This is a genomic window from Streptomyces sp. NPDC008121, from assembly GCF_042957155.1.
Taxonomy (GTDB): domain Bacteria; phylum Actinomycetota; class Actinomycetes; order Streptomycetales; family Streptomycetaceae; genus Streptomyces.
Genome location: NZ_JBIBHT010000005.1, coordinates 67,911 through 80,060, shown reverse-complemented (window position 1 = coordinate 80,060; position 12,150 = coordinate 67,911). Strand labels below are relative to the sequence as shown.

11 protein-coding genes are annotated in these 12,150 nt (G+C 72.9%); 5 read left to right on the top strand and 6 right to left on the bottom strand.

Annotated features, from left to right (window positions below):
- Window positions 1-131: 131 nt before the first annotated feature.
- Together ACFZBD_RS17955 and ACFZBD_RS17950 are read left to right on the top strand one after the other, a co-directional pair.
- Window positions 132-839 carry a DsbA family protein gene (locus ACFZBD_RS17955; RefSeq protein ID WP_391140546.1) on the top strand — a complete coding sequence of 236 codons (708 nt, stop codon included), beginning with the start codon at window positions 132-134 and terminating at the stop codon, window positions 837-839.
- A gap of 69 nt (window positions 840-908) precedes the next feature.
- Complete coding sequence (locus tag ACFZBD_RS17950; protein WP_391140545.1) at window positions 909-1,964, top strand: aminotransferase class V-fold PLP-dependent enzyme; 1,056 nt, start codon at window positions 909-911, stop codon at window positions 1,962-1,964.
- A gap of 114 nt (window positions 1,965-2,078) precedes the next feature.
- Here the strand turns inward: ACFZBD_RS17950 and thpD are convergent, their stop codons facing one another.
- From thpD to ACFZBD_RS17925, 5 genes are all read right to left on the bottom strand, one after another.
- Window positions 2,079-2,966, bottom strand: a complete 888-nt coding sequence (gene thpD / locus ACFZBD_RS17945) for an ectoine hydroxylase (RefSeq protein ID WP_391140544.1) — start codon at window positions 2,964-2,966, stop codon at window positions 2,079-2,081.
- A gap of 2 nt (window positions 2,967-2,968) precedes the next feature.
- A complete protein-coding gene (locus ACFZBD_RS17940; RefSeq protein ID WP_391140543.1) occupies window positions 2,969-3,367 on the bottom strand; it encodes an ectoine synthase in 399 nt (132 codons plus the stop codon).
- 33 nt (window positions 3,368-3,400) lie between these two features.
- Complete coding sequence (gene ectB / locus ACFZBD_RS17935; protein WP_391141184.1) at window positions 3,401-4,696, bottom strand: diaminobutyrate--2-oxoglutarate transaminase; 1,296 nt, start codon at window positions 4,694-4,696, stop codon at window positions 3,401-3,403.
- 23 nt (window positions 4,697-4,719) lie between these two features.
- The gene (gene ectA / locus ACFZBD_RS17930) at window positions 4,720-5,232 is read right to left on the bottom strand and encodes a diaminobutyrate acetyltransferase (protein ID WP_391140542.1); all 513 of its coding nucleotides are present in this window, start codon (window positions 5,230-5,232) and stop codon (window positions 4,720-4,722) included.
- Window positions 5,233-5,613: 381 nt separating this feature from the next.
- Entirely contained in the window at window positions 5,614-6,714 is a 1,101-nt protein-coding gene (locus tag ACFZBD_RS17925) for an aminotransferase class V-fold PLP-dependent enzyme (RefSeq protein ID WP_391141182.1), read from the bottom strand.
- A gap of 233 nt (window positions 6,715-6,947) precedes the next feature.
- Between ACFZBD_RS17925 and ACFZBD_RS17920 the strand changes: the two genes are divergently transcribed.
- The 3 genes from ACFZBD_RS17920 to ACFZBD_RS17910 all read left to right on the top strand — a co-directional run bounded on the left by ACFZBD_RS17920 (window position 6,948) and on the right by ACFZBD_RS17910 (window position 10,240).
- The gene (locus ACFZBD_RS17920) at window positions 6,948-8,045 is read left to right on the top strand and encodes an amidohydrolase family protein (protein ID WP_391140541.1); all 1,098 of its coding nucleotides are present in this window, start codon (window positions 6,948-6,950) and stop codon (window positions 8,043-8,045) included.
- 208 nt (window positions 8,046-8,253) lie between these two features.
- Complete coding sequence (locus ACFZBD_RS17915; RefSeq protein ID WP_391140540.1) at window positions 8,254-8,973, top strand: SIP domain-containing protein; 720 nt, start codon at window positions 8,254-8,256, stop codon at window positions 8,971-8,973.
- 307 nt (window positions 8,974-9,280) lie between these two features.
- Window positions 9,281-10,240 (top strand): SCO1860 family LAETG-anchored protein, encoded by a 960-nt coding sequence (locus ACFZBD_RS17910; RefSeq protein WP_391140539.1) that lies wholly within the window; start codon window positions 9,281-9,283, stop codon window positions 10,238-10,240.
- 175 nt (window positions 10,241-10,415) lie between these two features.
- Here ACFZBD_RS17910 and cobC read toward each other — a convergent pair whose 3' ends face one another.
- Window positions 10,416-12,146: an Rv2231c family pyridoxal phosphate-dependent protein CobC gene (cobC, locus tag ACFZBD_RS17905; RefSeq protein ID WP_391140538.1), complete on the bottom strand. Its 1,731-nt coding sequence runs from the start codon at window positions 12,144-12,146 to the stop codon at window positions 10,416-10,418.
- Window positions 12,147-12,150 lie beyond the last annotated feature (4 nt).

Sequence of the window (12,150 nt, the reverse complement as noted above, 5' to 3'; positions counted from 1 at the left end):
TCGCCGGCGCCGGCGAGGGGCGCGCGTGCCGCGGCTCACAGCAGTCCCCGGGGCGGAATGAATCCGGCGGGGCGGGGCGTTCCCGCCTCGGAACACCCCCCATCCCCGCCACCTCCGGAGAGAGCAAGAACATGCGCGTCGAGATCTGGAGCGACATCGCCTGCCCCTGGTGCTACATCGGCAAGGCCCGCTTCGAGAAGGGGCTGGCGGAGTTCGCCCACCGCGACGAGGTCGAGGTGGTGCACCGCTCCTTCGAGCTCGACCCGAACCGTCCGCAGGGCGACACGGCGCCGGTGATCGACATGCTCGCCGCGAAGTACGGCCGTACGCGGGAGGAGGCCCGTGCCATGGAGGCCCACGTCGCCTCCAACGCGCACGCCGAGGGCCTGGACTACCGCACCGAGGGCCGGGACCACGGCAGCACCTTCGACATCCACCGTCTGCTGCACCTGGCCAAGGCGCGCGGCCGGCAGAACGAGCTGCTGGACCTCGCCTACCGCGCCAACTTCGCCGAGGAGCGGTCCGTCTTCGACGCCGGGACGCTGGTGACCCTCGCCGTGGAGGCCGGTCTGGACGAGGCCGAGGCCCGCGCGGTGCTCGCCGACCCGGGCGCGTACGCCGACGAGGTGCGGGCCGACGAGCGGGAAGCGGCCGAGCTGGGGGCGAACGGGGTGCCGTTCTTCGTCCTCGACCGCCGCTACGGCCTCTCCGGCGGCCGGCCCGCCGAGGTCTTCACCCAGGCCCTGGAGCAGGCCTGGCAGGGCCGGGTGCCGCAGCCGGCCGGCGGGCCCGCCGCCGACGCGGCTGCCTGCGACGTCGACGGGACCTGCGACGTATAAGCGACCCTTGGGGATTCCCCTTGATCGCTCGCCGTTGACGGGAGATCGAGGGGGATCCAGGCTGGGGTCATGGATTCCCTGGACCCCCTCGGCGGAGCCGAGTTCGCGCCGAAGCAGACCTATCTGAACACCTCCGCCTGCGCGCTGCTGCCCCGGAGGACCATCGAGGCGATCACCCTGCTCGCCGAGGAGACCGCGGCCGGCCGCCCCGACGGCGCCGGCAGCTTCGACATCGTCGACGAGGCCCGCGCCGCCTTCGCGCGCCTCGCCGCGGTCGGCCCCGACCGGGTCGCCGTCGGCAGCTCGGTCTCCGTCCACGTCGGGATGATCGCCCAGTCGATGCCGGCCGGCGCGGAGATCCTCTTCCCCGAGGGCGACTTCAGCTCCGTCATCACCCCCTTCACCGTGCGCGGCGACCTCAAGACGCGGTTCGTGCCCCTGGAGCGGCTCGCGGAGTCCGTACGGCCCGAGACCGCGCTCGTCGCCTTCTCCTGCGTGCAGTCGGCGGACGGCCGGACCGCCGACCTGGCGGCGATCCGGGCGGCCGCCGCCGCCCACGGCGCCCGTACGCTGCTCGACGCCACCCAGTCGGCCGGCTGGCTGCCGCTGCGGGCCGGGGACTGGGACTACACCGTGTCGGGCGGCTACAAGTACCTGCTCTGCCCGCGCGGGGCGTCCTTCCTCACGGTCACCGAGGAGGCGCAGGACTCGCTCGTGCCGATCCACGCCGGCTGGGTCACCGGCGAGGAGCTGTGGGCCAACAGCTACGGTCCCGTCCGTGAACTGGCCCGTTCCGCCCGCCGGTTCGACGAGCCGGCGGCCTTCCTCTCGTACCATGGCGCCGCCCGTTCGCTGGCGCTGCTCGAGGAGATCGGCATCGAGCGGATCGAGGCGCACAACAAGGCGCTCGGCGCCCGCTTCCGGGACGGGCTCACGGCGCTCGGGCACGCGCCCGTGCCGGACGTCTCCGGGATCGTCGCGGTCCCGGGCCTCGGCGACCGGCAGGCGGCGCTGCGGGAGGCGGGCGTGCTCACCTCCGCCCGGGCGGGGAACCTGCGCGTCTCCTTCCACCTGTACAACGGCGCGGCGGACGCGGACCGCGCCCTGGACGTCATCGCCGGCTGACCCTCCCGGGATCCCGCCGGCCTGCCGGAGCCGCACGCGCGGACGCCCCCGGACGCCAGGCCGTGGCCTGATGTCCGGGGGCGTCCGCGGTGGGGGAGCCGGGGCCCGCGCCCGTCACCGTACGGGTGTGAAGTCCCGCGCGCCGATGAACTCCGGTCGCCGTACCGGCGCGGCGAACGGCTCCACGGCCGTGTTCTCCACGCTGTTGAAGACGATGAAGACGTTGCTGCGCGGGTACGGCGTGATGTTGTCGCCGGAGCCGTGCATGGCGTTGCAGTCGAACCAGGTCGCCGACCCGGCCCGGCCGGTGAAGAGCCGGATGCCGTGCGCGTCCGCCAGGCTCGTCAGCGCCTCGTCGGACGGCGTGCCCGCGTCCTGCATCTGGAGCGAGCGCTTGTAGTTGTCCTTCGGGGTGGCGCCCTCGCAGCCGAGGAACGTCCGGTGCGAGCCCGGCATGATCATCAGGCCGCCGTTGGTGTCGTGGTTCTCGGTCAGCGCGATCGACACCGACACGGTCCGCATCCGCGGCAGGCCGTCCTCGGCGTGCCAGGTCTCGAAGTCCGAGTGCCAGTAGAACCCGGAGGCGCCGAAGCCGGGCTTCACGTTGATCCGCGACTGGTGGACGTACACGTCCGAGCCGAGGATCTCGCGGGCCCTGCCCACCACGCGCTCGTCCCGGACGAGCCGGGCGAAGACCTCGCTGATCCGGTGGACCTCGAAGACCGAGCGGACGGAGCCGGACTGCGGCTCGATGATCGAGCGCTCGTCCTGCCGTACCGCCGGATCGGCGATCAGCCGGTCGAGCTCGGACTTGTAGACGGCTACCTCGTCGTCGGTCAGCAGGTCGGGCTGGGCGAGGAAACCGTCCCGCTCGTACGAGTCCAGGCCCGGGCCGCCACGGCCCCACACCACCGGGTCGCGCCGGGGCGTGAGCACCTCCGAGGCGCCGCGCGTCGGGTAGAGGTCGGTCGACTTCGTGTGGTCGGTCAGTACGTCGGTCATGCTCAGGCCTCCTCCGTGAGCAGGGGGTACACCCCGTTCTCGTCGTGGTCCTCCCGCCCGGTGACGGGCGGGTTGAAGACACATACGCACCGGAAGTCGGTCTTCGGGCGCAGCGTGTGGCGCTCGTGCCCGTCCAGCAGGTACATGGTGCCGGGCTCGATCCAGTGCTTCTCGCCGGTCTCGTCGTCCGTCAGCTCGGCCTCGCCCTCGACGCACAGGACGGCCTCGATGTGGTTGGCGTACCACATGGACGTCTCGGTGCCCGCGTACAGCACGGTCTCGTGGAGCGAGAAGCCGACCTTCTCCTTGGCGAGAACGATCCGCTTGCTCTCCCAGGTACCGGACTTGGACCTGACGTGGCGGTCGGTGTTCTCGATGTCCTTGAACGATCGGACGATCACGGTAGGTGCAACTCCCTTGGATGTACGGGTTGATCAGGCGGTCTCGTGGACCGCGCGGGACAGCGTGCGCAGCCCCTCGTCCAGCTCCTCGGGCGAGATGGTCAGCGGCGGCAGCAGCTTGACGACCTGGCTGTCCGGGCCCGAGGTCTCCAGCAGCAGGCCCAGCTCGAAGGCGCGCGCGCAGACCTTCGAGGCCCGCGTGCGGTCCGCGAACTCCAGGCCCCACACCAGACCGCGGCCGCGGTAGTGGGCGCCGTCGGCGGAGTTCTCCTCGCAGAGGGCGAGGAGCGCCTGCTCGACCTGCTCGCCGCGGGCCATGGTCTGCTTCTCCATCTGGCCGTCGGCCCAGTAGGCGTCCAGCGCGGCCGTGGCGGTGACGAAGGCCGGGTTGTTGCCGCGGAAGGTGCCGTTGTGCTCGCCCGGCTCCCACACGTCGAGCTCCGGGCGGAACAGGCAGAGCGACATCGGCAGGCCGTAGCCGCTGATCGACTTCGACAGCGTCACGATGTCGGGGGTGATGCCGGCCTCCTCGAAGGAGAAGAACGCGCCGGTCCGCCCGCAGCCCATCTGGATGTCGTCGACGATCAACAGCATGTCCTGGCGGCGGCACAGGTCGGCGAGGGCGCGCAGCCACTCGGCGCGGGCGACGTTGATGCCGCCCTCGCCCTGCACGGTCTCCACGATCACGGCGGCGGGCTTGTTCAGACCGGAGCCCTGGTCCTCCAGCAGCCGCTCGAACCAGAGGAAGTCCGGCAGCTGGCCGTCGAGGTAGTTGTCGAACGGCATCGGGGTGCCGTGCACCAGCGGAACACCGGCGCCGGCGCGCTTGAAGGCGTTGCCGGTGACGGCGAGCGAGCCGAGCGACATGCCGTGGAAGGCGTTGGTGAAGGAGACCACGGATTCGCGGCCCTTCACCTTGCGCGCCAGCTTCAGCGCCGACTCCACCGCGTTGGTGCCGGTCGGGCCGGGGAACATCACCTTGTACGGCAGCGAACGCGGCTCGAGCACGACCTTCTGGAAGGTCTCGAGGAAGCTCCGCTTGGCGGTGGTCGCCATATCGAGACCGTGGGTGATCCCGTCGCGTTCCAGATAGTCGATGAGGGCCCGTTTCAGCACGGGATTGTTGTGGCCGTAGTTGAGCGAACCGGCCCCCGCGAAGAAGTCGAGGTAGGTGTGCCCGTCCTCGTCGACGAGGTGGGCGCCCTGGGCCCGGTCGAACACGGTGGGCCAGCCACGGCAGTAGCTGCGCACCTCCGACTCCAGGCTTTCGAAGACGCTGAGTGCGGAGGGCGCGCCGTCATAGGCCGCTCGGCCGAGGGCGGTGGGGATCGGGTGGGCGGGCGGGGTGATGGTCACAGCGATTCTCCTGTGGGCTGGAAGGGGCCGATGCGGTACAGGACTTCGGGCTCGTGGGTGGCGCCGTCGGGGAACAGGCCCCCGTCGAAGAGGACCTCGCGCTCCAGACGGAGCCCGTGCCGCCGGGCGTAGGACGTGAAGAGCCGGTCGGATGCCGTGTTGTCCGGCGTGACGGTCGTCTCCACGGCGTCGGGGGCGATCCGCGCGGTCAGCGCGTCGAGGAGCACCCCGGCGAGGCCCCGGCCCTGGTGTCCGTCACCGACGGCGATCTGCCAGACGACGAGGGTGCCGGGACGGTCCGGCCGCAGGTATCCGGTGACGAAGGCGATCGGCTCCCCGTCGGCGTCGCGTGCGACCAGTGACGTGGCGGCGAAGTCGCGGCACCACAGCAGATAGCTGTACGAGGAGTTCAGGTCCAGTACCTCGGAATCGCGGGCAATGCGCCAGATCGCGGCTCCGTCCTCTACTCGTGGGCTTTCTACGGTCATGGCTGCTTGTGCGGCGGTCATGCTGAGGGAATTTACCCAGCGGAATTCTCGATTGCACCCCCGGAAGGGGTGGGCAAAGTGGCCGGAACATGTTATCCGCGCGAGCGCGAAAGGCGACCGATTTGCCCGTAAATACCCGTACGAAACGGACGCGATGTGGAGTCCGTCACAACATCAACAACGTCCGGAAGTGGTGAGCAAACTCTAGCGTTTGCGCTCGCGGATTCGGGGCAGAAGAAGCCGGAGACCTCAATTGGACGGGAAAGGGAATTCGCTTGCGGAAGGCGCGCCGGTATTTCCCTCGGAAATGCGAAATGCCGCGACCGGGAAGCCGGTCGCGGCATTTCGTGTACGACGGGGGCCCGCCGCGGGGCGGGCCCGGCGGGCCCTAGGGGCTTCCCCCTACCCCCACGCCGCCGCGGCCGCGCGCAGCGCCGCCTCCGGGTCGACCGCCCGGCCCGTCCCGCCGAGCGCGGTGCCCAGCGCCGCCAGTGAGGCCGACACCGCGTCCCGGGTCGCGTCCGCGCCGTAGTGGTTGACCCGGATCATCTCCTTCGCCAGCGCGCCTCCGCCCGCAATCAGCGGCACCGAGGGATCGACGGCCAGCGCCCGGGCCACCAGCTCGGAGGCGTCGACCCCCTCGGGGGAGCGCAGCGTGGTGGCGACCGGGGCCGCGTCCCGCGCCTCGTACACGTACGGCTCCAGGCCCCCGCCCAGCGCCGCCGCACCCGCGCGGGTCGCGGCCGCCGCCGCCGCGTGGCGCGCCATCAGCGTGTCCAGTCCCTCGGCCTCGATCCGCTCCACGCACGCCTCCAGGCCCAGCATCTCCAGCTGCGCCGGCGCGTGCGGCAGGGCCTTGCGCCCGCCGTCGATCCAGCGCTCCTTCCAGTCGAGGAGGGAGAGGTACGAGCGGCGCGGCGCCCGCGGGTTCGCGGCGAACCGCTCCCAGGCCCGCTCGCTGACCGAGACGGCCGACACGCCGGCCGGGCCGCCCATCGCCTTCTGCGCGCCGATGATGCACAGGTCGACGCCCCAGGCGTCGGGCAGCACCGGCTCGGCGCCGATCGACGCCACCGCGTCCAGATAGAACAGTGCGCCGTGCGCCCGCACGACCTCGCCGATCTCCGCGACGGGGTTGGTGTTGCCGGTCGCCGCCTCCGCGTGCACCAGGGACACGAAATCGGTCTCCGGGTGCTCGTCGAGGGCGCGGGCCACCTGCGCGGCCGTCACGGCCGTATGGAAGGGCACGGACAGGTCCACGACGGTGGCGCCGCAGTCCCGCAGCCAGTCGCCGAAGGTCTGGCCGTACGGCCCGGTGACGATGTTCAGGGCGGTCGAACCGGGCCGCGCCCCGCTGCGGATGCAGCCCTCCAGGGGCAGCAGCGCCTCGCCCTGGGTGATCACCACGTCCTGCTCGGTGGAGAGCAGGGCGGCGACCCGCCGCTCGATGGACGCGAAGCGCGCGGCGGTCAGCGGAGGCAGGTCCAGAAACGGGTGTGTCACGGTCACGGCGGTGCCTTCTTCGACTCGGATCGGTGCAGGTGGGGCTCGGCTCAGCGTACCGAGGGGGCGGCCGGGGCCCGGGGCCGCACCGGGGTCCCGGCGGGCCGGGCGAGGAGCCGGCGGAGGGGGCCGGCCGGGTCAGGCGAGGAGCCTCGGGACCGGGCCCGGTGGGCCGGGCGACGAGTCTCGGGAGGGGCTCCCGGCGGGGCACCCGCCCCTCGTACAGTGCAGGCATGAGCGATCACGTGGTGCTGCATGTGAAGGGGCGGGTGCTCGTCGGCCCGGAGGACGTCCGGGACGAGCTGTGGGCGGTCGACGGGCGGATCACCTTCGAGCGCCCCACGGGGCTCCCGGCCGGCGACACGCTGACCGTGACGGGCTGGGCCCTCCCCGGCCTCGTCGACGCGCACTGCCACGTCGGGCTCGACCGGCACGGCCCGGTGGACGAGGCCACCAGCGAGAAGCAGGCCCTCACCGACCGTGACGCGGGAACCCTCCTGATCCGTGACGCCGGATCCCCGTCCGACACACGCTGGATCGACGACCGCGACGACCTCCCGAAGATCATCCGCGCGGGCCGTCACATCGCCAGGACCCGCCGCTACATCCGTGACTACGCCCATGAGATCGAGCCCGCCGACCTGGTGGAGTACGTCGGCCGGGAGGCCCGGCGCGGTGACGGCTGGGTCAAGCTCGTCGGCGACTGGATCGACCGCGAGGCGGGCGACCTGGCCGCCTGCTGGCCGCGCGCCGAGGTCGAGGCGGCGATCGCGGAGGCGCACCGCCTCGGGGCGAGGGTCACGGCGCACTGCTTCGCCGAGGACTCGCTGCGCGACCTGGTCGAGGCGGGCATCGACTGCATCGAGCACGCCACGGGGCTGACCGAGGAGACCATCCCGCTCTTCGCCGAGCGGGGCGTCGCGATCGTCCCCACGCTCGTCAACATCGCCACCTTCCCGCACCTCGCGGACGGCGGCGAGAAGAAGTTCCCGCGCTGGTCGGCGCACATGCGACGCCTGCACGCGAGGCGGTACGACACCGTCCGCTCGGCCTACGACGCGGGCATCCCGGTCTTCGTCGGCACCGACGCGGGCGGCTCGCTGGCCCACGGCCTGGTGGCGGCCGAGGTCGAGGAGCTGGTCAAGGCCGGCATCCCGCCGATCGAGGCCCTCTCGGCGACCGCCTGGGGCGCCAGGTCCTGGCTGGGCCGCCCCTCGCTGGAGGAGGGCGCCCCGGCCGACCTGGTGGTCTTCGACGACGACCCGCGCGCGGACGTCCGCGTCCTGGCGGCACCGCGCCGGGTGATCGTCAACGGCCGGGTCATCGGCTGAGACACGACCGGCGTGACCGGCGGGGTGGTGCGACGGCGCGACCGGCGAGACCGGCGGGATGGTGCGACCGGTGGAACGGCGCGGCGCGCGGTGGCGGTCCGCATGACCCGGGCCGGTCTGGGGGCCCGTCAGGCCGCGCGACCGATTCCCTCCCCGACCCTTAGGTTAGGCTGACCTAAATTCAGGGGATCCAGGGGAGGAGACCGCGGTGGGGCATGGCTGGGAGGGCGTCGTCCTCAAACTGCTGCGCGGCAAGGACTTCACGTTCACCGTGACCGGAGCCGAGCAGGTGACCGAGCACTACCGCCGGGTGCATCTCACGGACGGTGGTCTGCTCGCCGCCGCCGGAGTCCACCCGACGATGTGGGTGCGCCTCTGGTTCGAGGACGCGGGCAAGCCGCACCAGCGCGCCTACACCCTCGTCGACCCCGACCCCCACGCAGGAACGTTCAGCCTGGAGTTCGCCCTCCACGACGGCGCCGCCAGCCGCTGGGCCCGCGACTGCGCCCCCGGCGACACCATCGAGGCCACCCTGCAGGGCACCGGCTTCGCCGCCCCCGAGCCGCGCCCCGGGCGTCTCCTCGTCGTCGGTGACGCCGCCTCGCTGCCCGCCGTCAACTCCCTGCTCGACGCGGTGCCCGGAGTCCCGGCCACCTACTGGTTCGAGACCACCCACGACTCCGACGCGAGCCTGCCGATCCGGCTCGACCCCGACCTGCACGAGGTGCGCCGGGTGCCGCGCGAGCGCGGGGGAGCGGCGCTCGTCGAGCGCGTCAAGGCCGAACTGCCCGCGCTGGCCGGGGACGACCCCTACGTCTGGATCGCCTGCGACACGGCGACGACCCGCGCGCTCGGCACGTACGTACGCAAGGAGCTGGCGCTGCCCAAGGAGCGCGTCCACTCGCTGGGGTACTGGCGCGCCGACTGACCGCCCTGCTGGGGCGCGGTGTTGACGGACCGTTACCTCGGCTCGGCGCGTCTCGTTGAAGGCGACTCTTCCGGGCCGCGCCCACCCGCCTGCCACGCGACGCGCGGGGCAGGCGGGAACGCGTGTGCCGAAAGATTCGAAAACAGGAGCGGAAACCCCCCTTTGGAGTGAACTGACGCCAGGTGTCTGCCGGTTCACTCTCCGTGCGTAAAGATTCCGGTGTCTCGAGTCGTCGACTCCGCGCCGGCCACGTGTCCCCGTGGTGAGCGGCCGGCGACGCCATGTCTCCTGTGGGGGTTCCACCACCTTGAACAGCAACGCCTTCCGCCTGCCCGTACGCCGTACCGCGGCCGCCGCGACCTCCGTCGCCCTGGCCGTCGGCCCCGTGGTCCTCGCGGCCCCCGCGGCGCACGCCACGGGCGGCGAAGGACGCGCCACCGCCGTCGTCCTGCGGACCGGCCTCGACGTCTCCCTGCTCAACAAGACCGTGAACGTGCCGCTGCGCGCCTCCCTCAACGAGGTCCAGGCCCCGGCCAGCGCCGACAAGACGGCGCTCACGGTCACCCTCGACGGCGTCGAGAAGGGCAAGCCGGTCTCCATCCTGCGCGCCGACGTGGCCACCGCCAAGGCGACCGTGGAAGGCGACCGTGCCGAGGGCTACGCCAACATCGCCAAAGCGCGGGTCCACGTCCCCGGCCTGCCGGCGCTCTCCTTGATCGAGGTCCAGAAGGTCACCTCCAAGGCCGTCTGCGAGGCGGGCGCCAAGCCGGTCGCCGAATCCAACGTGCTCGGCCACGTGACGGTCCTCGGCAAGAAGACCACCCTCTCCAGCGGCGGCCGGACGAAGGTCACCGTGCCCGGCGTCGGCGAGGTGACCCTCGACCTGTCGAAGACGTCCACGACCTCGCGCACGGCGGCCGCCACCGCCCTGGAACTGAAGGTCGCCGTCAACCCGCTCAACCTCAACGTGGCCGAGGTCAACGGCGTGCTGACCCTCGCCGAGGCGACCTGCGAGACCCCGAAGAAGACCCCGCCCACCCAGAAGCCGACCCAGGACCCCACGAAGCAGCCCACGAAGGAGCCCGCCGCGCCGCCCACCGACGGCGGCGGCGTCGAGACCCAGAACGGCGGCTCGAACCCGGCCGACCAGAACCTCGCCGAGACCGGCGGCAGCTCCACCACCCCCTACCTGGCGGGCGGCGCCGCACTCCTGCTCGGCCTCGGCGGCAGCGCGCTCGTCCTGGCCCGGATCCGCGCCCGCGGCTGACCGACCCACCCGAGGGGGGCGAGGGGGCAGGGGGGACGCACCGGGGCGTGCGCAGAGGGGAAGCATCGGGGGCGGAACCGGGCGGGGAGGGCGGTGGTGACGACACCGCCCTCCCCGCCCGCACGCGCCCTAGCCGCCCGCCCGCACGCGCCCTAGCCGGCCGCCCGCTCGCGCTCTAGCCGGCCGCCAGCAGCGCCTGGTCCAGCGCCTGCAGGAAACGGTTCGTCGTCGTCCGGTCCCGGACCGCCAGCCGCAGCCAGTTCCGGTCCAGACCCGGGAACGTGTCGCCCCGGCGCACCGCGAACCCCAGCGCCCGCAGCCGCTCCCGCACCGCGTCCGCCCGCTCGATCCGGACCAGCACGAACGGACCCTCCGCCGCCGCCACCGCCCGCACCTCGTCGAACTCCGCGAGACCGGCCAGCAGATGCGCCCGCTCCACCCCCACCCGGTGCGCCGCGTGCTCCGCCTCCGCCAGCGCCAGCCGCGACATGCACGCCTCCGCCGCCACCAGCGCCGGAGTCGACACCGGCCACAAGGGCTGCGCCCGCTCCAGAACCGAGACCGTCTCCGGATCCGCCAGGACGTACCCGACCCGCAGACCCGCGAGCCCCCACGTCTTCGTCAGGCTCCGCAACACGACAAGACCCGGCACATCCGTCCGCCCCGCCAGCGCCTCCCGCTCGCCCGGCACCGCGTCCATGAACGCCTCGTCCACCACCAGCGTCCGCCCCGGCCGCGCCAACGACGCGATCGTCTCCGCCGGATGCAGCACCGACGTCGGATTCGTCGGGTTCCCGATCACCACCAGATCCGCGTCCTTCGGCACCGCCGCCGGATCCAGCCGGAAACCGTCCTCCTCCCGCAGCAGCACCCGGCCCACCTCGTGCCCGGCGTCGCGCAGCGCCGCCTCCGGCTCGGTGAACTGCGGATGCACCACCACCGGCCGCCGCGCCGGCAACGCCCGTGCGAGCAGCACGAACGCCTCCGCCGCACCCGAGGTCAGCAACACCCGCCGGGCCGGCACGTCATGCCGCTCGGCGACCGCCGCCCGCGCCGCCCGCCCGTCCGGATAGACCGCCAGACCCGCCAGCGAGGCCGCGATCCGCTCCCGCAGCCACTCCGGCGGCGTGTTCGTCCGGACATTGACCGCGAGATCGATCAACTTCTCGTCGCGTACCTCCGCGTCACCGTGATGACGCAGATCGTGGGCATCGGAGTGCGTATGCGTATACATGGCCACCGTGGGGGGGTGAGTGGGGGGAGTGCGGAGCTCGGGGACCGGGTCGAACGCCGCCTTCCCAGCGGTGTACCCGTGACCCCGGGGCAACAACCGTGCGGCGGTGGACTCTTCGTTCGCCACGAACGGGAGGGAACGGGCGATCGCACACGTAACGCCCCGCGACTTCCGCTTCGGCACCACGAGTTCGGCCCCCGCGACCCCACCGTCTCCCGCGGCCCCGCCGTCTGCCGCGACCCCGCCGCCTCCCCGGCCCCCGCCGTCTCCCGCGCCCCCGCCGCCTCCCCGGGCCCCGCCGTCTCGAAGGACCCCGTGGGCTCCCTCGGCCCGGGCACCCGCCAGAGCCGCCGCCTCCGCCACGGACGCCGTCCCCGTCGCCGCCCTCGCCACCGACGACGGATGCGGTACCGGTACGGACGCCAGCGTCTCGGCCCCGAACGCCCGCACCGGCACGCCCCACCGCTCCGCCGCGCCCGCGATCCCCGGCTCCCCGGCCCGCGCGTCCAGCGTCGCCAGCGCCACCACGTCGGCGACCGTCAGGCCGGCCTCCCGCAGGGCCGCGTCCAGCAGGGCCAGCACCTCGTCCACCGAGACCCCCGAGCGGGCCCCCACGCCCACCACGACCGCGCCGGTACGGAGGTGCGCGGACGCCGCGCGATCCGATAGCAAGGGC